Origin of the sequence: Streptomyces sp. NPDC050418, from assembly GCF_044458745.1 — a bacterium.
Classification (GTDB): Bacteria; Actinomycetota; Actinomycetes; order Streptomycetales; family Streptomycetaceae; genus Streptomyces.
In genome coordinates, this window is the sequence record NZ_JBITIG010000001.1 from 473,093 (window position 1) to 493,839 (window position 20,747).

The 20,747-nt window shown below is 70.5% G+C and carries 19 protein-coding genes; 9 read left to right on the forward strand and 10 right to left on the reverse strand.

The features are described from left to right. The first annotated feature begins 125 nt into the window (after positions 1–125). Genes ACIBI4_RS02205 through ACIBI4_RS02220 form a run of 4 tightly spaced genes read left to right on the forward strand, consistent with a single transcriptional unit; the run spans position 126 to position 4,259 of the window. Positions 126–932, forward strand: a complete 807-nt coding sequence (locus tag ACIBI4_RS02205; RefSeq protein WP_399201610.1) for a (Fe-S)-binding protein — start codon at positions 126–128, stop codon at positions 930–932. Then, positions 929–2,398: a LutB/LldF family L-lactate oxidation iron-sulfur protein gene (locus ACIBI4_RS02210; RefSeq protein ID WP_399201611.1), complete on the forward strand. Its 1,470-nt coding sequence runs from the start codon at positions 929–931 to the stop codon at positions 2,396–2,398. The genes ACIBI4_RS02205 and ACIBI4_RS02210 overlap by 4 nt, the downstream gene beginning before the upstream one ends. Then, positions 2,395–3,039: a lactate utilization protein C gene (locus ACIBI4_RS02215; protein ID WP_399201612.1), complete on the forward strand. Its 645-nt coding sequence runs from the start codon at positions 2,395–2,397 to the stop codon at positions 3,037–3,039. Before ACIBI4_RS02210 ends, ACIBI4_RS02215 begins: the two co-directional genes overlap by 4 nt. Before the next feature lie 59 nt (positions 3,040–3,098). Next, on the forward strand, positions 3,099–4,259 hold the full coding sequence (locus ACIBI4_RS02220) for an ABC transporter ATP-binding protein (RefSeq protein ID WP_399201613.1): 1,161 nt from the start codon (positions 3,099–3,101) through the stop codon (positions 4,257–4,259). A gap of 23 nt (positions 4,260–4,282) precedes the next feature. Here the strand turns inward: ACIBI4_RS02220 and ACIBI4_RS02225 are convergent, their stop codons facing one another. The 6 genes from ACIBI4_RS02225 to ACIBI4_RS02250 all read right to left on the reverse strand — a co-directional run bounded on the left by ACIBI4_RS02225 (position 4,283) and on the right by ACIBI4_RS02250 (position 9,927). Further along, on the reverse strand, positions 4,283–5,218 hold the full coding sequence (locus tag ACIBI4_RS02225) for an ABC transporter substrate-binding protein (protein WP_399201614.1): 936 nt from the start codon (positions 5,216–5,218) through the stop codon (positions 4,283–4,285). Next, entirely contained in the window at positions 5,215–5,892 is a 678-nt protein-coding gene (locus tag ACIBI4_RS02230) for an ABC transporter permease (RefSeq protein ID WP_399201615.1), read from the reverse strand. Before ACIBI4_RS02230 ends, ACIBI4_RS02225 begins: the two co-directional genes overlap by 4 nt. Further along, positions 5,889–6,578, reverse strand: a complete 690-nt coding sequence (locus ACIBI4_RS02235; RefSeq protein ID WP_399201616.1) for an ABC transporter permease — start codon at positions 6,576–6,578, stop codon at positions 5,889–5,891. The genes ACIBI4_RS02230 and ACIBI4_RS02235 overlap by 4 nt, the downstream gene beginning before the upstream one ends. Beyond that, entirely contained in the window at positions 6,575–7,552 is a 978-nt protein-coding gene (locus ACIBI4_RS02240) for a tellurite resistance/C4-dicarboxylate transporter family protein (RefSeq protein ID WP_399201617.1), read from the reverse strand. The genes ACIBI4_RS02235 and ACIBI4_RS02240 overlap by 4 nt, the downstream gene beginning before the upstream one ends. Positions 7,553–7,719: 167 nt before the next feature. After that, positions 7,720–9,045 (reverse strand): glycoside hydrolase family 18 protein, encoded by a 1,326-nt coding sequence (locus ACIBI4_RS02245; protein ID WP_399201618.1) that lies wholly within the window; start codon positions 9,043–9,045, stop codon positions 7,720–7,722. A 111-nt stretch (positions 9,046–9,156) separates the two neighbouring features. Beyond that, the gene (locus tag ACIBI4_RS02250; RefSeq protein WP_399201619.1) at positions 9,157–9,927 is read right to left on the reverse strand and encodes a YqjF family protein; all 771 of its coding nucleotides are present in this window, start codon (positions 9,925–9,927) and stop codon (positions 9,157–9,159) included. 308 nt (positions 9,928–10,235) lie between these two features. On the opposite strand from ACIBI4_RS02250, the gene ACIBI4_RS02255 reads away from it, so the two are divergent. Next, positions 10,236–11,765: a peptide MFS transporter gene (locus ACIBI4_RS02255; protein WP_399201620.1), complete on the forward strand. Its 1,530-nt coding sequence runs from the start codon at positions 10,236–10,238 to the stop codon at positions 11,763–11,765. 97 nt (positions 11,766–11,862) lie between these two features. Here the strand turns inward: ACIBI4_RS02255 and ACIBI4_RS02260 are convergent, their stop codons facing one another. Next, entirely contained in the window at positions 11,863–13,308 is a 1,446-nt protein-coding gene (locus tag ACIBI4_RS02260) for a glyceraldehyde-3-phosphate dehydrogenase (RefSeq protein ID WP_399201621.1), read from the reverse strand. A gap of 176 nt (positions 13,309–13,484) precedes the next feature. Here ACIBI4_RS02260 and ACIBI4_RS02265 point away from each other — a divergent pair, with 176 nt between their 5' ends. Beyond that, the gene (locus ACIBI4_RS02265) at positions 13,485–14,363 is read left to right on the forward strand and encodes an RNA polymerase sigma-70 factor (protein ID WP_399201622.1); all 879 of its coding nucleotides are present in this window, start codon (positions 13,485–13,487) and stop codon (positions 14,361–14,363) included. A gap of 140 nt (positions 14,364–14,503) precedes the next feature. Here ACIBI4_RS02265 and ACIBI4_RS02270 read toward each other — a convergent pair whose 3' ends face one another. Then, the gene (locus ACIBI4_RS02270; protein ID WP_399201623.1) at positions 14,504–16,570 is read right to left on the reverse strand and encodes a discoidin domain-containing protein; all 2,067 of its coding nucleotides are present in this window, start codon (positions 16,568–16,570) and stop codon (positions 14,504–14,506) included. Between the two features lie 201 nt (positions 16,571–16,771). On the opposite strand from ACIBI4_RS02270, the gene ACIBI4_RS02275 reads away from it, so the two are divergent. From ACIBI4_RS02275 to ACIBI4_RS02285, 3 genes are all read left to right on the forward strand, one after another. Next, a complete protein-coding gene (locus ACIBI4_RS02275) occupies positions 16,772–17,497 on the forward strand; it encodes a vWA domain-containing protein (protein ID WP_399201624.1) in 726 nt (241 codons plus the stop codon). Between the two features lie 91 nt (positions 17,498–17,588). Continuing rightward, positions 17,589–18,722, forward strand: a complete 1,134-nt coding sequence (locus ACIBI4_RS02280) for a methyltransferase (RefSeq protein ID WP_399202004.1) — start codon at positions 17,589–17,591, stop codon at positions 18,720–18,722. Between the two features lie 97 nt (positions 18,723–18,819). Continuing rightward, positions 18,820–19,785 carry a pirin family protein gene (locus tag ACIBI4_RS02285; RefSeq protein ID WP_399201625.1) on the forward strand — a complete coding sequence of 322 codons (966 nt, stop codon included), beginning with the start codon at positions 18,820–18,822 and terminating at the stop codon, positions 19,783–19,785. Here the strand turns inward: ACIBI4_RS02285 and ACIBI4_RS02290 are convergent. After that, positions 19,760–20,203 (reverse strand): SRPBCC family protein, encoded by a 444-nt coding sequence (locus ACIBI4_RS02290; protein ID WP_399201626.1) that lies wholly within the window; start codon positions 20,201–20,203, stop codon positions 19,760–19,762. The genes ACIBI4_RS02285 and ACIBI4_RS02290 overlap by 26 nt on opposite strands. Positions 20,204–20,232: 29 nt before the next feature. After that, on the reverse strand, positions 20,233–20,616 hold the full coding sequence (locus ACIBI4_RS02295; RefSeq protein WP_399201627.1) for a VOC family protein: 384 nt from the start codon (positions 20,614–20,616) through the stop codon (positions 20,233–20,235). Between the last annotated feature and the right edge of the window lie 131 nt (positions 20,617–20,747).

Genomic DNA, 20,747 nt, shown 5'->3' on the forward strand with positions numbered 1-20,747 from the left:
CCGCGCTCCGCGTGGACGTGTCACCGCGGGTGCGCGCGACAGCCGGGCCCTGTCGCGGCCTCTCCCCCAAGTGCCGTGCGACGCGTACGCTGCACCCATCCGATGATCACCAGAGGAGGGCCACGATGCGTGTCGCTCTGTTCCTGACGTGCGTCAACGACACGCTCTATCCCGACACGGGCCGCGCGGTGGTCCGGCTGCTGGCCAGGCTGGGTGTGGAGGTCGACTTCCCGGCGGCGCAGACCTGCTGCGGCCAGGCCCACTACAACACCGGCTACCGGCATCAGACCGAGCCGCTGGCCCGGCATTACTCCGATGTCTTCGCCGGGTACGACGCGATCGTCACCCCGTCCGGCTCCTGTGCCGCGATGGTCCGCGAGCTGTATCCACGGCTGGGCGAGCGGGCGGCCGCGGAGGGCCGCGGCGACGAACTGGCCCGCGTGCTGGCCCCGGTGGTCCCGAAGACGTACGAGCTCACGGAGTTCCTCGTCGATGTACTCGGCGTGGTCGACGTGGGCGCGTACTACCCCCACCGCGTCACGTACCACCCGACCTGCCACGGCCTGCGCTCACTGGGGCTCGGCGACCGGCCGCGGCGGCTGCTCCAGGCGGTGAAAGGGCTCGATCTGGTGGAGTTGCCGGGCGCGGAGGAGTGCTGCGGCTTCGGCGGCACGTTCGCCGTGAAGAACCCGGACGTGTCGGCAGCGATGGGCCTGGACAAGGTGCGCAACGCCGAGTCGACGGGCGCGGAACTGCTGTGCGCCGCGGACAACTCGTGTCTGATGCATCTGGGCGGCACGATGGCCCGGCTGCGGACGGAGATCCGGCCGGTGCACATCGCGGAGATCCTCGCGTCGACCGAGGCCGATTCCGGGACCGATGCCATGGTCCGCACCGATACCGGGATCCGTACCGAGGAGGGCGCGGCATGAGCGGGACCTTCGTCGGGATGCCCGCGTTCCCCGAGGCCGCGCACACGGCGGTCGCGGACGGAACGCTGCGGGCGAACCTGCGCCACGCCACGCACACGATCCGCGACAAGCGGGCCCGCGCGGTCACCGAACTCGACGACTGGGCGGAGCTGCGCGAGGCCGGGAAGCGGATCAAGGACCATACGCTGCGCCATCTGGACACGTATCTCGTGCAGTTGGAGGAGTCGGTCACCGCGGCCGGCGGCACCGTGCACTGGGCGGCGGACGCCGACGAGGCGAACCGGATCGTCACCGAGCTGGTGCGGGCGACCGGCGAGCGCGAGGTCGTCAAGGTCAAGTCGATGGCCACGCAGGAGATCGGGCTCAACGAGGCGCTCGAAGCGGCGGGCATCCGCGCGTACGAGACGGATCTCGCCGAGCTGATCGTCCAGCTGGGCCACGACCGGCCCTCGCACATCCTGGTCCCGGCGATCCACCGCAACCGGGGCGAGATCCGGGACATCTTCCGCGAGGAGATGGGCAGTTGGGGGCGTCCGGCCCCCGAGGGCCTCGCGGACACCCCGGCGGAGCTCGCGGAGGCGGCGCGGCTGCATCTGCGCGAGAAGTTCCTGCGCGCGAAGGTCGGGATCTCCGGCGCCAACTTCATGGTGGCGGAGACGGGCACGCTCGTCGTCCTCGAATCGGAGGGCAACGGGCGGATGTGCCTCACGCTGCCCGAGACGCTGATCTCCGTGGTCGGCATCGAGAAGACCGTGCCCACGTGGCGGGACCTGGAGGTCTTCCTGCAGACCCTGCCGCGCTCCTCGACGGCCGAGCGGATGAACCCGTACACCTCGACCTGGACGGGCACCACGGACGGCGACGGGCCGCGGGCCTTCCACCTCGTCCTGCTCGACAACGGCCGCACCGACACCCTCGCCGACGAGGTCGGCCGCCAAGCACTGCGCTGTATCCGCTGCTCGGCGTGTCTCAACGTCTGCCCGGTGTACGAGCGGGCCGGCGGGCATGCGTACGGGTCGGTGTACCCGGGTCCGATCGGGGCGATCCTCAGCCCTCAACTGCGCGGGATGGGCAGTGAGATCGACCGCTCGCTGCCGTACGCCTCGTCGCTGTGCGGCGCCTGCTACGAGGTGTGCCCGGTCGCCATCGACATCCCGGAGGTCCTCGTCCATCTGCGGGAGCGGGTCGCCGAGGGCGGCGACGTGGTGCGCAACGGGGCGCGGATCACCGTACGGCCCGCGAAGGGGCACGCGGCCGAGCGTGCGGCGATGCGCGCGGCGGCCTGGGCCTTCGGCCGCCCGGGCGTCCTGCGCACCGGCCAGCGTCTGGCCGCACGCACCCGCCGGCTGCATCCGCACAAGCTGCCGGGCCCCGGCAAGGCGTGGAGCGCGAGCCGCGACCTGCCCCGGGTACCGGCCGAACCCTTCCGTGACTGGTGGGAGCGCACGCGAGGAGGCGCCAAGTGAGCAGCAGGGAACGGGTGTTGGCGCGGATCCGGCGGGCGGTCGGCGAGCGCGCGGAGGATGCGGCCGAGGCGTATGTGCGCGACGTGCCGCGGACGTATCTGAGCGAGCACGGGGCGCGGACGACGGCGGAGACGATCGATCTCCTGGCGGAGAATCTTGCGGAGTACCGGGCGCTCGTGCACCGGACCGACGCGGACGAGCTGCCCTACCTGATCATGCGCCTTCTGAACGAGCGGTGGCCGGACACCGTCCTCGTCCCGCCGTTCCTCCCACCGGAGTGGATGTCCGCGGCCGATCCGCCCCGTATCCATGACCGCGCGGTCAGCACCCCGCAGCAGCTCGACCGGTCGGGCGCCGTCGTGACGGGCTGCGCCCTCGCCATCGCCGAAACCGGCACGATCGTCCTCGACGGCTCCCCCGACCAGGGCCGCCGCCGTATCTCCCTCATCCCCGACCACCACATCTGCGTCGTACGGGTCCCCGACCAGCTGGTCGCCTCCGTACCGCAGGCGCTGGCCCGGATCGATCCGCTCAAGCCGCTGACCTGGATCTCCGGTCCCTCGGCGACCAGCGACATCGAGCTGGACCGCGTCGAGGGCGTGCACGGTCCGCGCACCCTTCAGGTGATCCTCGTGGAGTGAGCACTCCGGGCGGACCGTCCTGGTGTGCGGGCGGTCGTGGGCGCTCGTAGCGTGAGGGCATGATCCGGTTCGAGCGGGTGACCAAGCGGTACGCGGATGGCACCACGGCCGTGGACGAGCTGTCCTTCGAGGTGGCCGAGGGCGAACTGGTGACGCTCGTGGGCCCCTCCGGCTGCGGCAAGACCACGACGATGATGATGATCAACCGGCTGATCGAGCCGACCGAGGGCTCGATCTTCGTGGACGGCGAGGACATCGCGAAGGTCGACCCGGTCAAGCTGCGCCGCCGGATCGGCTACGTCATCCAGCAGGTCGGTCTCTTCCCGCACCGGACGATCCTCGACAACACCGCGACCGTACCGGCCCTCGTCGGCTGGAAGCGTGCCAAGGCGAAGGCACGTGCGGCGGAACTGCTCGACATGGTCGGCCTCGATCCGAAGAAGTACGGCTCCCGCTACCCCGACCAGCTCTCCGGCGGTCAGCGTCAGCGCGTCGGAGTGGCCCGGGCCCTGGCCGCGGATCCGCCGGTGCTCCTGATGGACGAGCCGTTCGGGGCCGTGGACCCGGTGGTGCGCGAGCAGTTGCAGGAGCAGTTCCTGCAGATGCAGGCGAGCGTGCGCAAGACCGTCGTGATGGTCACGCACGACATCGAGGAGGCCGTACGGCTCGGCGACCGGATCGCGGTGTACGGGCAGGGGCGGATCGAACAGTTCAACACCCCGGGCGCGGTCCTCGGCAATCCCGCGACCCCGTACGTCGCCGAGTTCGTGGGCGCGGACCGCGGGCTCAAACGGCTCTCGGTGACGCCGATCGAGCCGGACGACCTGGAGGCGCCGCCGCTTGCGCGCCTCGACGAGACGGCCGCCGCGGCCGCCGCGCGGCTGCGTGCGCAAGGCGCTCGCTGGGCGGTCTGCCTCGACGAGCAGGGCGATCTGCACGGCTGGGCGGGCGTCGACGAACTGGCCCTTGCGGGCGATGCGAAGGTCGGCGAGCTCGCGCACCGGATGAACTCCTGGGTCCCGGTCGGCGCCCCGCTCAAGACCGCGTTCGGTGTGATGCTGCAGCACGACGCGGGCTGGGTCGCTGTCCTCGACGGCGCCCGCTTCCTCGGCGTGCTGACCCCGGCGAAGCTCCATGAGGCGCTGCGGCGCTCGGTGGACGCAGACGCGCAGGGTGTGGGGCGCGACGAGGTCGAGTTCGACTCGGTGGCGGACGCGTAGCCCGCGCACCAGCCCGCTCGCGCCTACAGCAGACCCTTCTCCCTCAGATACTCCTCGGCGACGTCCTCGGGAAGCCGCCGCCAGCTGTCCACCTGCTGGTTCATCGAGGCCAGATCGGCCGTCGTCAGAACGGTGTTGAGCTTCCCGAGCGCCGCCGCGACCTTCTCGCTGCCGGCCCGTGAGCGGTTGACGACGGGCACGATGTAGTCGGCGTTCTGCAGTTTCTTGTCGTCGGCCAGGAGCACCAGACCGAACTCGTCGAGCGTGGCGTCGGTGCTGGTGGTGAGGACCATCTGATCCTGCCCCGCCTGCACGGCCTTCTTCGCCTGGGTGGTGCCGACGCCCTTCGGGTCCACGGTGGTGATGTTGATGCCGTAGGTCTTCTCCAACCCGGGACGGCAGTACGGGCGTTTGACGCACTCGTCGCCCGCCGCGAGCCGCACCTCGAGGCCGGACCGGCCGAGATCGGAGAGTGTCTTGAGCTTGTGTTCCTCGGCGTACGCGGCCGAGACGGCGAAGGCGTTCTGGTCGACCGCCTTGCCCGCGTCGAGCACGGTGAGGCCACGGGGCGTGGCGAGCCCGCGCAGAGCCGTCATCGTCCGCGCCAGGTCGGGAGAGCCGACCGGGGCCGCGTCGGGACCGTTGGCCTTCGCGTTGAGCCAGTCCGCAAAGGTGGCCGCGTATTCGGGGACGACGTCGATCTGGCCCGATTCCAGGGCCGGTTCGTACAGTTCGCGGTTGGCGACGGTGAGGAGTGTGATGCGGTATCCGGCCGCGGAGAGCAGCTTCGCGTACATCTGGGCGAGCAGATCGCTCTCCGTGAAGCCGGCCGATCCGATGGTCAGGGACTTGCTGTCGCCGGGCGGTGCGGTGACCTCGCCCTGGTTCTCCAGGGCGGGTCCGGTGGCGCAGCTCGTGAAGAGCACGGTGAGCACCGCGGCGGCGGCGCGGCGTCTCATGCGGCGGCCCTCCCCCGCGCCCAGCCCGGTGCCAGACGTTCCGCGAGTTCGAAGAGTCCCTCGACGATCAGCGCGAAGGTCGCCACGAGGACGGCTCCCGCGAGGACTTGAGCGGTGGAGGCGAGGCTGAAGCCCGCGGTGATGATGCGGCCCAGGCCGCCGCCGCCCGCGAGCGCCGCGATGGTGGCGGTGGCGACGAGCTGCACGGCGGCGATCCGTACACCGTTGAGGATCATCGGCAGCGCGAGCGGCAGCTCGACACGCCACAGCATCTGCGAGCCCGTCATTCCCATCCCGCGCGCGGCCTGCACGATGCTGCGGTCCACCTCGCGCATGCCGACGTACGCGTTGGTGAGCAGCGGCGGCACGGCGAACAGGACGAGGGCGACGACGGTGGGTCCCTGGCCCCACTTGCCGATCGGTGTGAGAAGCAGCAGGACCAGGACGGCGAAGGTGGGCACGGCACGGCCCACGTTGGAGATGTTGACGGCGAGCGCACCGCCCTTGCCCAGGTGGCCGAGGACCAGGGCGACGGGCAGCGCGATCAGACAGCTGATCACCAGACAGACGACGGTGAGCAGCAGATGCTCGACCAGGCGGTGCCAGATGCCGTCGCCGCCGGACCAGTTGGCGGAGGTGGTGAGCCAGTCCCACGCGTCGCTCAGTGTCTTCATCCGCGCGCTCCTCGCTGCCAGGGGGTGAGCAGCCACTGCACCCCGAGCAGCAGCAGGTCCGCGGTGACCGCGATCACGACGCAGAGCACGGAGGCGGTGAGGACCTGCGCCTTGAAGTACGTGTTCATCCCCGAGTAGATGAGATTGCCGAGCCCGCCGTAGCCGACGATCGCCCCGACCGTCACCAGCGAGACCGCGGAGACGGTGGCGATGCGCAGCCCGGCCATCGCGGCCGGTACGGCGAGCGGAAGTTCGACGGTGAGCAGCAGCCGGATGGGCCCGTAGCCCATGCCGCGGGCGGCCTGCCGGGTCTCCTCGGGCACGGCCCGCAGTCCCGCGAGGATGTTGCGGACCAGCAGGGTCAGCGAGTACAGCACCAGTCCCGCGACGACGAGCGAGGCGGAGAGCCCGTTCAGCGGCAGCAGCAGCGAGAACATCGCGAGCGAGGGAATCGTGTAGAGCACGGTCGTCACACCGAGCACCGGCCCCGACGCCCAGCGCCAGCGGCGCGCGGCCACCGCGAGCGGGACGGCGAGGACGAGGCCGAGCAGGACCGAGACGACGGTGATCTGCAGATGCTGGATCACCGCGTCGGTGAGGATCTCGCTGCGGGTGCTCAGATACTTGCCGCAGATCCACTCGTTGCGCGCGAGGCAGTCGTCGGGCGGCTCGGTGACGGTGATCACGAGGGCTTCACCGCCGCCCGGACCGAACCCGTGAGGACCACGCACCAGACGGCGACCGCGACCCACACCAACACGTTGCCGGGCACCTTCAGGCCCGCCGCTCCCGCCACGCTCGTCGCCACGGACAGGGTGGCGACGCCGGTCATGCCCATCGGGAAGACGGTGGCCCAGCGGCGTACGTCGAAACGGAACCGGGGCCAGACGGCCTCCGAAGCGGCCAGGAGCACATACGCGGCGAAGGCGAGACCGAGCAGTGTGAGGGCCGCGATCCGCAGGATGTCCACGGACGTGCCGGTGAACTCGGAGGTGGCGATCAGTTTCGCCGCGGCCAGCGCCGAGATGGCGAGGGCACCGCACGCCACCCACTGGTCACCCGCGCCCCGGCGGATGTTGCGCAGGTCGAAGCGGGTCAGGGCGAACCCGTACAGGACGAGTCCCAGCCAGAACGCGACATGGGCGGCGTGGGCGAGCCAACCCTCCTCGAGGAGCGGGGCCAGGGTGCCGGCGAGCACGGCCAGCGCCTGGGTCGAGACGCACACGAGGAAGACCGCGCCCGGCATCTCGTGGAAGGGCACCCGGAGCACCGAGTCACGCAGGACGTGCGGCAGCAGGACCAGCCAGACCACCAGGGCGAGGACGAGCAGGCCGACCCCGAGGCCCTCCCACCCGAGCTGGGCGAAGCGGGTGCCGAGTACACCGCTCGCGGCCACGGCGGTGAGGGCGGGCGGGCGGTCCGCCTCGCGGCTCCAGCGTTCGCGGTCGCGCAGGAGCCGTCCGGCGAAGTCGGCGGCGAGTGCGCACCACATCAGTGAACCGAGGGCGAGCGCGGCCCGGGACAGGTTCTCCCAGCCCATGAGGTGCAGCCCGACCGACAGGATGCCGGTGGCCATCACGGCGGAGCCCGCGGCCGGTGAACGCCCGGTCCACCAGCGCACGAACCCCTGCCGATGCTGGGGCGACACACCGGTGCTCATGACCCCACCATCGCCACCCGGGCCGCCACGCGCCGGGAATGCTGGCCCGATCGGCTGACGCGGGCGCCCGCGACGGCGAAGGTGTGCCGCATCGGATCATGCTCGTGGCGCGCACTGGGCGGGGAGGCCCGGTGCGCGCCACGAGGTCGTGCGGTAGTGCCCCGCGGTCAGCGTCCGAGGGCGCGGTCCACCGTGCGGATCAGCTCGCCGTCCGCGGTGTCGCCGTCGAGCGACCAGAACATCGCGCCGCCGAGGCCGCGCGCCTTCACATACAGGGACTTCATGGCGAGCACCGCCGGGTCGTCATAGGTCCACAGCGTCGTGCCGTCGAAGAGCCAGGCCTGGCCCCCGCGCACATTGCGGTGGATCTTGTACGTGCCCGACGCGGCCAGCTCCTCGAGCTCCTTGTAGTCGGCGTACCCGTTGGCCCACTTCGCGGGCGCGGGCCCGGTCGCGGGCTGCCCCATGCCGTCCCCGCCGCCGCTGACGCCGGTCCAGCCCTGGCCGTAGAACGGCATGCCGACCACCAGCTTGCGGGCGGGCGCACCGCGTTCGAGCCAGGACTCGACCGTGCCGTGCACGCTGAAGTCGTCACGGGCGAAGAGCGCGGACTGCTGGGCGGTGGTCTTCTCGCCGCTGACGTGGAAGTCGTAGCCCTGCAGGGTCACGAAGTCCAGGTCCCGCATGATCTTCCTGACCTCGAAGCCCGCGTCGATCTTCGTCTCCGCGGTGGGCACGAAGGCCGAGAGCTCGTAGTGCTTGCGGTTCTTGCGGCCGAGCGCGTCCATCTGGTCGCGGAACTCGTCGACGAGCGCGGTGAAGTTCTTCTTGTCCTCGGGCCGGAACACGGTGTCCGTGTCGCCCTCGGATCCCGGCCACTCCCAGTCGAGGTCGACGCCGTCGAAGACGCCGGCCGCCGCGCCCTCGCCGCCGCGCACACCGTCCTGGGGCAGATTGCCCTTGAGGTACAGGTCGACGCAGGACTGCACCAGCGCCTTGCGGGACTCGGGCGTCCGCACGGCGTCGGAGAAGTGCGTGGACCAGGACCAGCCGCCGAGGGAGATCATCACCGTGAGGCCGGGGTGCTTCGCCTTCAGCTCCTTGAGCTGGTTGAAGTTGCCGGCGAGCGCCTGGGTGTCGTTGTCGGCGACCCCGTCGACGGAGTTCTCCGCGTCGAGGGGGCGCTGGTAGTCCGCCCACGGGTCGGACTCGCCGGGGACGGGGTTCAGGAAGCACTTGCCTTGCGGACTGACGTTCCCGAACGCGTAGTTGATGTGGGTGAGCCGGGCGGCCGCGCCGCTCTTGTCCAGGTCCTGGACCTGGAAGTCGCGGCCGTAGACGCCCCACTGGGTGAAGTAGCCGACGCGCTTGAGCGCCGTGCGGCCCCGGTCGCCCTCGCGGTCCGCACGGCCTTCCTGGGCCTGGGCGAGCGGGGCCAGCAGGGCGAGAAGGCAGACGGCGGCGGCCGTCTGGGGAAGAAGTCTTCGGCGCATGGAGGCTCATTCCTGGTCGACGGGCAGGGACCAACTGCACTGCTGCCGAAGGGAGTCGGCCCGCCGAAGTTATTGGTCTGGACCAGGAGGGTCAAGGGGGCGGACGCAACCTCAGGGCGTCGGGATGCCCGCCGGACCCCGCCCCGGGCGGCCGAACTCGACCGGTACACCGGGCGAGTAGAGGACGCTGACCGGCGCTCCGGCCGGCCGCGGAAGTCCTGCCGCCTCGATCAAGTCCTCGTCGTGGGCGAGCAGTTCGGCGTGGTGAAGCGGCCAGCGCGGATGACTGTTGGGCAGGTAGAGCGTGGACCGGCCGAAGAAGGCGGTGTGCAGGCCCCAGCGCGCGGTGAGGAAATGCTCCAGCTCGCTCGGCTCGTCCACGGGTTCACCGATGCGCAGGGCGATGCGGGAGCGCGCGCCGCGGGGCCCGGGCCAGCGGCGCCGGCTGTCGTACGCGATGACGTCGCCCTCCCTGCGGACGGACATCTTCGACCACAGATACGGCAGCCGGAACGCCGCCCGGCCGACCGTCACCGGTATCAGCCGCGAGGCGTCAAGGCTGCGGAAGACGACGCCGCGGCGGCCCTGCCCGTCGACCGAGTAGAGGCGGACGTTCGTCTCGGGGAAGGTGCCCAGATACGGGACGCCCGGCAGCCGGAACCAGCCGACGCGGTGCATACGGAAGGCCACGAGCCCCACGTAGGTCACCCCGTCGAGCGTGTCCGGCACGGTCCCCTTCGGCAGCAGCGGGGCGACGTCCGCCGGATCGGCCGCCCAGTGCAGGAACGCCAGGTCGAGCCATGACTGCGTGAGCAGCGCGCGGGACGGGTGGCCCGGCGGGTCCGCGGTGATGGGCTCGGGGCGCGCCGAGGTGAACGTCATTCCGGCAGGGTCCCAGACGCGGGCGCGGGCACGGTGGGCGGGTGCCGCACGGGCGCCCGTACTTTCGGCCGAGGGGTTTATGGCCCGCGTACGGACGTATGGCACTCAAACCCGGCCCGCGCCGTCGCCACAGTGGATACCAGTGACTGACCTGTGGGCCGGGCCCGTGGTGCGAGGAAGCACCGCGTGGCGTGGATCCCGCCGGGACCGGCCCCTCGCAGCGCGATGCGGCCGGACGGCGGTGCCGGCCACCCCACCGGGCGCGTACCGCACCGCCGTGCGCGTCCCGAGCGATCGAGGAACGCCCCATGGCGACCAGCCTGCCCCTGGCCCCCGCCCCGCACCCGGAGCACAAGAGATCCGGGAAGACCTTCTTCGGCCACCCGCGCGGCCTGGCCACGCTCTTCATGACCGAGATGTGGGAGCGCTTCAGCTTCTACGGGATGCGCGCACTGCTCCCGCTGTACCTGATCTCGGGCGGCGCGGACGCGGCGAAGGGCATGCAGGGCGGCGGGCTCGGGATGACGCTCGCGAGCGAGGCGGCGGTCTTCGCGCTCTACTCGGGGCTCGTCTATCTGCTGACGCTGCCGGGCGGCTGGTTCGGCGACCGCGTGTGGGGTCCCCGCAAGACCGTCACCATCGCGGCCGTGGCGATCATGGCCGGGCATCTGCTGCTCGCCGTGCCGGGCGCGCCCACGTTCTTCGCCGGGCTCGCCCTGGTCGCCGTCGGCTCCGGCCTGCTCAAGGCCAATATCTCCACGATGGTCGGCCACCTCTACGACGGCCCGGACGACCCGCGCCGCGACGGCGGCTTCACCGTCTTCTACATGGGCATCAACCTCGGCGGGCTGCTGGCGCCGCTGGCCATCGGCACGATCGGCGAGACCGTCAGCTGGCACCTCGGCTTCGCGCTCGCCGCGGTCGGCATGGGCCTCGGACTGATCCAGTTCCTGCTCGGTACGCGGCATCTCAGCGCCGCCTCGAACGTGGTGCCCAAGCCGCTCACGCCCGCCGAGCGCCGCAGTGTGACCGTCAAGTCGCTGCTCGCGGTGTGCGGCGCGGCAGCCCTGTACCTCATGGTCGGTACGGTCGGCACGATCACCGAGAAATGGCTGACCGTGCCGCTCGCGGTCCTCGGGATCCTGGTGCCGGTGCTCCTGTTCGTCCGTATCAAGCGCGACCGCGCGCTCAGCACCCTCGAACAGTCGCGGATGTCGGGCTACATCTGGTTCTTCGTGGCCGCGACGGTGTTCTGGGCGATCTACGACCAGGGCTCGTACACGATGGCGACCTTCGCGGGCGACTCCGCGCAGAACACCGTCCTCGGCTGGGAGTTCCCGGTCTCCTGGTACCAGTCGGTCAACCCGGTCCTGATCATGGCCCTCGCACCGCTGGTCGCGAGCGCCTGGCTGTGGCTGAACCGCCGCGGCCGGGAGCCGAGCACCATCGTCAAGTTCGTCTCCGGCCTGGTGCTCGCGGGGATCTCGTTCTTCCTCTTCCTGATCCCGATGACCACGGCCGCCGGCGGCCACAAGGCCGCCGCGATGTGGCTGGTGGCGATCTACTTCGTGCAGACGGTCGGCGAGCTGTGCCTGTCGCCGGTCGGTCTGTCGCTCACCACGAAGATGTCCCCGGCGAAGTACGCCTCGCAGATGATGGGCGCCTTCTTCCTGGCGGCCACCGCGGGCGACTCGATCATGTCGCTGCTCAGCACGTACGGCGTCGACCTCGACAGCCGGGGCGTGGTCGGCGCGGAGGCGGCCGTGGCGCTCGCCGCCGGGATCGGGATCTACGTGTGCCGCGGCCGGGTGCAGCGGCTCATGGGCGGGATCGGCTGACCCACCCCCTCCATACGACAGGGCCGCCGCACCTGCGAGGTGCGACGGCCCTGTCCTGCCCACTGGCCCACGGCCTGCCGGCTGCTGCCCGAACGGATCAGACGGCGGGAGCCGGGTACGTCGGGTACTCGACGCCCGAGACGTGCTGCACGACCCGGATGACCTGGCACGAGTAGCCGAACTCGTTGTCGTACCAGAGGTAGAGGATCGCGTTGTCGCCCTCGACCTTGGTGGCGCCGGCGTCCACGATCGACGCGTGGCGCGAGCCGATGAAGTCGCTGGAGACCGCGTCCGGCGTGGAGATGAAGTCGATCTGGCGGCGCAGCGGCGACGTCAGCGAGACCTCGCGCAGGTGGTCGAGGACCTCCTCGCGGGTGGTCTCACGGCCCAGCTGCAGGTTCAGGATCGCGATCGACACGTCCGGCACGGGCACCCGGATCGAGGAGCCCGTGATGTGCGCCTTCAGGTCCGGGAGCGCCTTGGAGACGGCCGAGGCGGCACCGGTCTCGGTGATCACCATGTTGAGCGGCGCGCTGCGGCCGCGGCGGTCGGCCTTGTGGTAGTTGTCCAGAAGGTTCTGGTCGTTGGTGAACGAGTGCACCGTCTCGACGTGACCGCGCAGCACCCCGTACTCGTCGTCCATGGCCTTGAGCGGCGGGACGATGGCGTTGGTGGTGCAGGAGGCGCAGGAGATGATCTGCTCGTCCGGCTTGAGGCTGTCGTGGTTGACGCCGTGCACGATGTTCGGGACGTCGCCCTTGCCGGGGGCCGTGAGGACGACCTTGTCGACGCCGGGGCGCAGGTGCTGCGAGAGGCCCTCGCGGTCGCGCCACTTGCCGGTGTTGTCGATCAGGATGGCGTCACGGATGCCGTACGCGGTGTAGTCGACCTCGGAGGGGTCGTTCGCGTAGATGACCTTGATCTCGTTGCCGTTGGCGATGATCGTGCTGTTCGCCTCGTCGACGGTGATCGTGCCCTGGAACTGACCGTGGATGGAGTCGCGGCGCAGCAGCGAGGCACGCTTCACGATGTCCTGATCGCCACCCCCGCGGACGACGATCGCGCGCAGGCGCAGACCGTTGCCCGAACCGGACTTCTCGATGAGGAGGCGGGCGACGAGACGGCCGATGCGGCCGAAGCCGTAGAGCACGACGTCGCGGCCCTCACGGCACTCGATCTTGTTGGCGCCGGTGGCACCGGCCACGGCCTCGGCGGTGAACTGCTCGACGCTCAGTCCGCGGTCGTCGCCGCGGTACTGCTCGGCGAGCCGGCCGATGTCGATCTGCGAGGGGCCGAGGTCCAGGGTGGCCAGCGTCTCCAGGAAGGGCAGCGTCTCGGTGACCGAGAGCTCCTCGCCGGTTATCTGACGCACGAAGCGGTGGGCCTTGAGGAGCGAGACCACCGACTTGTTCACCAGGGAGCGGCTGTGCAGCAGGACGGTGACGTCCCGCTCGCGGTGCAGCTTCCCGATGAGCGGGATCATCGACTCCGCGATCTCCTCGCGGTGCTTCCAGTTGGTGAACGAGTCGTCGTTGACAGTCACAGGGAATTTCGCTTTCGAGCTAGGCGGCGCTCATATGCTAACTCGCTGCAGGTCAGGCGTTCACAGGGGGCCGAGGTCGGACTTCTCACAAGACGTCCCGGGAACCTGTCACAGAAGTGCGGCGCCCGGCGTCTCATGAGTGACGCCACCGACCGCACACCCCCTTGGAGCCGTGGATGGACCTGGCAACCGCCGCCTTCGTCGCGCACCGCAATCTCCTGTTCACCGTCGCGTACGAGATGCTCGGCTCGGCCGCCGACGCCGAGGACGTACTGCAGGAGACCTGGCTGAAATGGTCGGGCGTGGAGCTCGACGAGGTGCGCGAGCCACGCGCCTATCTGGTCCGGGTCACCACCCGGCAGGCACTGATGCGGCTGCGCTCGCTCAAGCGCCGCAAGGAGGACTACGTCGGCCCGTGGCTGCCCGCGCCCCTGCTGACCGCGCCCGACGTGGCCGAGAACGTGGAACTCGCCGAGAGCGTCTCGACGGCGATGCTGCTCGTCCTGGAGACGCTCTCACCGACCGAGCGCGCGGTCTTCGTACTGCGCGAGGTCTTCGCGCTCGGCTACGAGGAGATCGCCGCCGCGGTCGAGAAGTCACCGGCCGCCGTACGCCAGATCGCGCACCGCGCGCGGGGCCATGTCGCCGCGCGCCGGCCGCGGGAACAGGTGACGTCCCACGCGGCGCAGGACGCACTCGACGCGTTCCGGCGCGCGGTCGAGACCGGTGATCTGCAGGGTCTGCTCGACAAGCTGGCACCGGACGTGGTGATGCTCACGGACGCCGGCGGGGTCAAGCAGGCCGTGCTCGAACCCATCGTCGGCGTCGCGCAGGTGCGCCCGTTCCTGGAACTGGCGGTCCCGTCGCTGCGCTCCATCGGCTCGGTGGAGCCGGTGCAGGTCAACGGCCACCCGGCGCTGATCGTACGGATCGGGGACGAGCTGGACGGGGTGCTGTCGGTGCGGATCGACGAGGGGCTGATCACGGGGCTGTACTTCGTGCGCAATCCCGAGAAGCTCTCGCATGTGGGGCAGGAGACCGTCGTCAGCCGATGACCGTCGAGGTGGGGCGGGCGCAGGGACGAAGGCGCCCGCGGCATCGCATGCCGCGGGCGCCTCGCCGGAGCCGGCCGTCGGTCGTCAGCTGCCGGTTGTCAGCCGGCAGCCATCAGCCGTCAGCCGTCAGTTGCCAGTTGTCAGCCGCTGTGGATCCCGACCTCCTTCAGCGACAGACCCCACTTGGTGCCGCGTTCCACGCCCAGGACTCTCACGTAGCGCGCGTCGGTCGGGGTGAAGCGTGCGGTGTCGAGGCCGCCGTTGCCGGTCTCGGTGGACCAGACCGGCTTCCAGGTCTCGCGGTCCTGGGACACCTCGATCCGGTACCCCTTCGCGTACGCGGCCTCCCAGTCCAGGACGACCCGCCCGATCCGCTGCGCCGACCCCAGGTCGATGCGCAGCCACTGCCCGTCCTTCCACTCGCTGGCCCAGCGCGTGCCCGTGTCCCCGTCGATCGCCTTGCCGGGGGCGAAGCTGGTGAACGGGTTCCACCACTCCGTCGTGGAACCGTAGGCGGCGGCGCCCGAGGCGAGGTTGCGCGACGGCTCGTAGTCCTCGGAGCGGGCCCAGGTGCGCAGGTAGGACTCGGCGCCGGCCATCATGTCGTCCACCACGTCCTGGCCGCCGACGCCGCGGATGTCCTCGATCCAGTCGGGGACCATGCCGTAGTGCGCGGCGCCGTCGGTGTTGAAGTCCCAGGTCCGCTCGCCGGTGATCTGCTTGTCGATGACCGACTTGCCGTCGGCGCTGCGGAACGGGTACTTCACCGGGTTCGGGGCGTCGGCACCGCGCGGGGCCGGCCAGCCGCCCACGCCGTTCATGTCGGTGCCGTACCCGTAGCCGACCTTGTACTGCTCACGCAGCGCGGCCTTGCTCCTGGCCTCGTTGATGAACCCCTGGGACTGGCCCATGTACTGCGCGGCGAACCCGCCCAGCTTGTAGAGGCGTTCGGTCCAGTTCTGGTCCATCCAGCTGTGCGAGGAGAGCGCGCCCGCATAGCCCTCGGACTCCAGGATGTCGAAGGCCTGACCGGCGGCCTTCACACTCATGTGGTCGAGCTCCAGCATCATGCCGCGCTTCATCATCCCCCGTGTCGCGTACGCCCCGAGCTCGGTCAGCCCCCGCGTATTGCACTGCGCGTCCGAGGCGTACGAGGGGACGTCCACACCCTCGGGCAGCTCCTTCTCGGCCTGCGGCGCGGCCGCGTTGCCGATCGGGTTGTCGTGCTGCGGACCCCGGCAGGTCTCGGTCTTCCAGAACGTGCCGGTCGAGAGGAACTGGCCCACGTTGATGGCCGTGCCGAGCGCACCGGAGTCGAAGCGGACGCCGCACAGCGCGTTGTCGAACTTGTGGCACAGGAACATGCTGCTCACGCCGAGCTCCTTGAGCTCGTCGAGACCGCGGTCGATGTCCGCCTTGCTGCACTGGGCGACGTCCAGGATCTGCTTGCAGCCGAACGGCTCGGAGGTCTCCACCCCGAGGACGACGGCCAGCTTGCCCTGCTCGATCACCTCACGCGCCTGGCCGCTGCTGGTGACGATCCGGAACCAGCCCTTGCCCGGCCCGCCGTACATGGAGTCGATGTACGACTGCATCTCGTACGTCTTCTTCGCCTCCAGGCGGATCGCGTCCATCTCGTTGCAGCCGCGGTCCTTGAAGAAGTAGACGGAGCAGATCACCCCGTTGGAGACGAGGTCGTTGACCAGCACGCGCTGGCCGCCGCGCCAGGCGCGCTCGATCCCCGTGTAGTAGTTCTGCTGGTGGGTCAGCGAGTCGTGAGCCGGCCAGTCCTTGAACGTCGGCCACCCGTCCGGGTCGTGCTTTCCGTCGCCGCCCTTCGTGATCATGTCGAAGATCGCGAGTGAGCCGTCGGGGTAGTGCTCGGGGCAGTCCTTGAGCGCGTCGGCGACGCCCTGCTCGGAGAACGGCTTGCCGCAGATCAGACGGCCGCCGAAGCCCTCGTTGGACATGATGTGGTCGTGGGCGTCGACGAAGCCGCGGACCCGCCCCTTGGAGTCGGTGCCCTTGAAGGGCTCGCCCTCGACGTTGACCTGTGCGTCGGGCGTGGGCCGTGCGGTCGGCGTCCACCAGTCGGTTTCGGCGGCGCTGCTCGGCGTGGGGCCGAGCAGCGCGGCCATGACGGCGAGGAGCAGTGACACAACCGTGAGGGATCCGAGTCTGCGACGCGGAGGTTGAACCATGGTCATCACTCACCTTGTTGGCATGTTCACGCAAGTTACTGAGGAGTTTTCAGAATCCCGAGCACCGTGAGCGGAGTCAACAGTCCGGACCAAGAAACATGAGCATTGCTCAGGTTTTACCGAAGGGACTGCCGCCTCGTAGCCTTTGAAGCCGACGGGACGGACCGCCGTACGGCGACCGGACGGCAATCGAGGGGGCGCGGCAGCATGGCGGCGATCAGTCTGCGGAAAGTGGAGGAGACCGCGCCCGCGCTGGTCAGCCTCTACAAGAGCGCCGGGGTCTCCCTGGTCAAGCACGGGCTCGGGGACCAACGGGCCGCCGTCTACCTGGTGGTGGACTACTCCGGGTCGATGAAGCCGTACTACAAGGACGGCAGTGTGCAGGCTCTCGCCGACCGGGTCCTCGGCCTCTCCGCGCATCTTGACGACGACGGGCAGGTGCCCACGGTCTTCTTCTCGACGGACATCGACGCCGTCGAGACCATCGAACTCGCCGGACACCAGGGCCGGATCGAGCGGATCGTCGCCGGGCTCGGACACATGGGCAAGACCAGCTACCACCTCGCGATGGACGCGGTCATCGACCATTACCTCGACAGCGGCGCCAAGGACCCGGCGCTCGTGGTCTTCCAGACGGACGGCGGCCCGATCAACAAGCTCGCCGCGGAACGGTACCTGTGCAAGGCGGCGAGGCTGCCGCTGTTCTGGCAGTTCATCGGCTTCGGCAATCCGTCGAGCAAACAGTTCGACTTCCTGCGCAAACTCGACGACCTCGCGGTCCCGGGCAAGCGGGTCGTGGACAACGCGGGCTTCTTCCACGCGGGCGACACCCCGCGGTCCGTACCGGACGACGTGCTCTACGACCGGCTCCTCGGCGAGTTCCCGCAGTGGCTCCGGGCCGCCCGGGCGCAGGGGATCTGCGCCTCCGGCTGAGGACGGTACGCCCACCGCGGATCCGCCGCCGGTCCGGCGCGAGGTCACCGGGCCCGCGGGCCTCGATTAGCCTGGTCGCACGATGAACCGTCTGATCACGCCGTGGGGTGCCCACGACCTCACGCGCCACCCCGTCGACCCCCGCGACCGGCTCCGTGCCTGGGACGCCTCGGACGAGTACCTCCTCGAGCGGCTCGCCGCCGACGGGACCGTCCTCGACGGGCGGCGGATCGTCGTCCTCGGTGACCGCTGGGGCGCGCTGACCACCGCGCTCGCCGCCCACCGGCCCCTCCAGATCACCGACTCCTGGCTCACCCGGCAGGCCACCCGCGAGAACCTGGAGCGGGCGGGCGTGAGCGCCGGCGAGCTCCTCACCACGCAGGACGCGCCGCCGGAGAGAATCGACGTCCTGCTCGTCCGCGTCCCGAAGAGCCTCGCGCTCCTGGAGGACCAGTTGCACCGGCTCGCCCCCGCGCTGCACGCGGGGAGCGTCGTGGTCGGCACCGGGATGGTCAAGGAGATCCACACCTCCACGCTGCAGCTGTTCGAGCGGATCGTCGGACCGACGAAGACCTCCCTGGCCAAGAAGAAGGCCCGGCTGATCTTCGCGACGCCCGACCCGGACCTGGCGCGCGAGGCCAACCCCTGGCCGTACCGATACCAACTGCCCGGCGGCATCGGCCCGATGGCCGGGCGCACGGTCACCAACCACGCGGGCGTGTTCTGCGCGGACCGCCTCGACATCGGCACCCGCTTCCTGCTCGACCACCTCCCGGCCGGCGAGGGACCCGCCCGCATCGTCGACCTCGGCTGCGGCAACGGCGTCGTCGGTACGTCGGCGGCGCTCGCCCGCCCCGAGGCGGAGCTGGTGTTCACCGACGAGTCGTACCAGGCGGTCGCCTCCGCCGAGGCCACGTACCGCGACAACGCGTCGGGCAAGGCCGAGTTCCTCGTGGGCGACGGTCTCGCCGCGCTGCCCGCGGACAGCGTGGATCTCGTCCTCAACAACCCGCCGTTCCACAGCCACCAGGCCGTCACGGACTCCACCGCCCGCCGGATGTTCGCCGACGCGCGCCGCGCCCTGCGCCCGGGCGGCGAGCTGTGGGTGGTCGGCAACCGGCACCTCGGCCACCATGTCTCGCTGCGCCGCATCTTCGGCGCCGGCCAGTGCCGTACGGTCGCGGGCAACCCGAAGTTCGTCATCCTGCGCGCGGTCAAGCGCTGAGCGGTACGGGCCGTCAAGGAACGGGCCCCGCACGCACCCGTACGCGCCTCCCGTCCAGCGTGCGACTTTCCCGCAGCCAGCGGCTACCTTGAGCGGCATGAGCAATCTTGACCGTGAGGCAGCCCTGTCCGTGTGCGGCGGACGCGGTTTCGTGGTGGCCGAACCCGTACGAGAGCTCCTCGCCCCGCGCAAGGTGAAGCTCGGCGAATCCACCGAAGTGCGGCGTCTGCTGCCGAACTTGGGGCGGCGGATGGTCGGCGCCTGGTGCTTCGTCGACCACTACGGCCCCGACGACATCGCCGACGAGCCCGGCATGCAGGTCCCGCCGCACCCGCACATGGGCCTGCAGACGGTGAGCTGGCTGCACGAGGGCGAGGTCCTGCACCGCGACTCCACCGGCTCGCTCGCCACGATCCGCCCCCGCGAACTCGGGCTGCAGACCACCGGATCGGCGATCAGCCACTCGGAGGAGACCCCGAAGTCCCACTCGCGGTTCCTGCACGGGGCCCAGCTGTGGACCGCGCTGCCCGAGGGCTCCCGGCACATCGACGCCCACTTCGAGCACCACACCGACCTCCCCCAGGTCACCGCCGCGGGCCTGACCGCCACGGTCATCCTCGGCACCCTCGACTCGGCGACCTCCCCCGGCGCGGCATACACCCCCATCGTCGGCGCGGACCTGGCCCTCGCCGACGGCACGGAGACGCACCTGCCGCTCGACCCGGACTTCGAGTACGCGGTCCTGTCGATGTCGGGCGAGGTCCACGTGGACGGCGTCCCGGTCCTGCCCGGATCGATGCTCTACCTGGGCTGCGGCCGCACGGAACTCCCCCTGCGCGCCGCGTCGGACGCCTCGGTCATGCTCCTGGGCGGTGAGCCGTTCGAGGAGGAGATCATCATGTGGTGGAACTTCATCGGGCGGACGCAGGACGAGATCACCCGGGCCCGCGAGGACTGGATGACAGGGTCGAGGTTCGGGGACGTGAAGGGGTACGACGGGGACCGGCTCGACGCCCCCGCGCTTCCCTCCACGCCGCTCAAGCCCCGGGGCCGCGTGCGCTGACCCGCCCCTTCCGTCCGGCCTCGTCGGACAGGTTCGCGCGGATCACCCGAACCCCCTGGTCGACCATCGCGGCGATGGGCTCCGCGCAGCCCGCCGGCTGGACGTCCGTGGTCCAGACGAAACGGCTGCGGCCGTCCGCTTCGGGGAGGACCTGCATGGACGCGTGGTGGTGGGTGGGGGCCAAGGATCCACCCACCAGCGTGTAGGCGATGCGCCGGGTGTCGTCGTCCAGCGACACGATGAGTTCGTGCACCACCGTGCCGTCCGCGAAGGTCACCACCCGGACGTCGCCCTCGACCTCGGTGGCTACGACGAAGCCCGGTGCGAGTCTGCGGTGGACCGCGCCCCAGTCGCGGATAGCGGCCCATACGTCCGCGGGCTCGGCGTCGATCAGGGTTTCTCGGTGGACGGTGGCCATGGGCGGCACGCTCCGTTTCTCGGGGAGGATCAGGCGGCGGTGGGCGTCGCGGGGAGCAGGCAGAAGGGGTGGCCCTCGGGGTCGGTGAGGACGAGCCAGTCGCCGTCGCCCGGCTGGAAGGCGGGGCGGGAGGCTCCGAGGGCGAGCAGTTCCCCGGCCGTGCGGTCCAGGTCGGAGACCGTGAAGTCGAGATGCAGGTGCTTGGAACCCTCGGGCCACCGGGGCGCCTGGTAGTCCTCGACGCGGGCGAAGGCCAGGCCCGGACCGGTGCCGTCCGGGTCCGCACTGAGGGAGGCGAAGTCCTTGTCGCTGTGCGTGAGTTCCCAGCCGGTGGCCGTCCGGTAGAAGGCGGCGAGTGCTTCCGGGTCGGCGCAGTCGATGACCACGGTCGCGAGTTGTCCGAGAGCGGGCATGAGTGGGCTCCTCGATGTGTGATGCAGTGCAGAAAGCCTCGGTGGCTTCGTCGTAGAGACTGGCCCGGACGGCCCGCGGCGGTCTTGAACATCCTTGCGGCGGCGCGACTGTCAGACCCGCGGCGTAGCGT

What these genes read in the sequence shown, in the direction of transcription:
- ACIBI4_RS02205 (WP_399201610.1), top strand. Translation starts at nt 126, where the DNA reads ATGCGTGTCGCTCTGTTCCTGACGTGCGTCAACGACACGCTCTATCCC.
- ACIBI4_RS02210 (WP_399201611.1), top strand. Translation starts at nt 929, where the DNA reads ATGAGCGGGACCTTCGTCGGGATGCCCGCGTTCCCCGAGGCCGCGCAC.
- ACIBI4_RS02220 (WP_399201613.1), top strand. Translation starts at nt 3,099, where the DNA reads ATGATCCGGTTCGAGCGGGTGACCAAGCGGTACGCGGATGGCACCACG.
- ACIBI4_RS02225 (WP_399201614.1), bottom strand. Translation starts at nt 5,218, where the DNA reads ATGAGACGCCGCGCCGCCGCCGCGGTGCTCACCGTGCTCTTCACGAGC.
- ACIBI4_RS02230 (WP_399201615.1), bottom strand. Translation starts at nt 5,892, where the DNA reads ATGAAGACACTGAGCGACGCGTGGGACTGGCTCACCACCTCCGCCAAC.
- ACIBI4_RS02240 (WP_399201617.1), bottom strand. Translation starts at nt 7,552, where the DNA reads ATGAGCACCGGTGTGTCGCCCCAGCATCGGCAGGGGTTCGTGCGCTGG.
- ACIBI4_RS02245 (WP_399201618.1), bottom strand. Translation starts at nt 9,045, where the DNA reads ATGCGCCGAAGACTTCTTCCCCAGACGGCCGCCGCCGTCTGCCTTCTC.
- ACIBI4_RS02250 (WP_399201619.1), bottom strand. Translation starts at nt 9,927, where the DNA reads ATGACGTTCACCTCGGCGCGCCCCGAGCCCATCACCGCGGACCCGCCG.
- ACIBI4_RS02255 (WP_399201620.1), top strand. Translation starts at nt 10,236, where the DNA reads ATGGCGACCAGCCTGCCCCTGGCCCCCGCCCCGCACCCGGAGCACAAG.
- ACIBI4_RS02265 (WP_399201622.1), top strand. Translation starts at nt 13,485, where the DNA reads ATGGACCTGGCAACCGCCGCCTTCGTCGCGCACCGCAATCTCCTGTTC.
- ACIBI4_RS02270 (WP_399201623.1), bottom strand. Translation starts at nt 16,570, where the DNA reads ATGACCATGGTTCAACCTCCGCGTCGCAGACTCGGATCCCTCACGGTT.
- ACIBI4_RS02275 (WP_399201624.1), top strand. Translation starts at nt 16,772, where the DNA reads ATGGCGGCGATCAGTCTGCGGAAAGTGGAGGAGACCGCGCCCGCGCTG.
- ACIBI4_RS02285 (WP_399201625.1), top strand. Translation starts at nt 18,820, where the DNA reads ATGAGCAATCTTGACCGTGAGGCAGCCCTGTCCGTGTGCGGCGGACGC.
- ACIBI4_RS02290 (WP_399201626.1), bottom strand. Translation starts at nt 20,203, where the DNA reads ATGGCCACCGTCCACCGAGAAACCCTGATCGACGCCGAGCCCGCGGAC.
- ACIBI4_RS02295 (WP_399201627.1), bottom strand. Translation starts at nt 20,616, where the DNA reads ATGCCCGCTCTCGGACAACTCGCGACCGTGGTCATCGACTGCGCCGAC.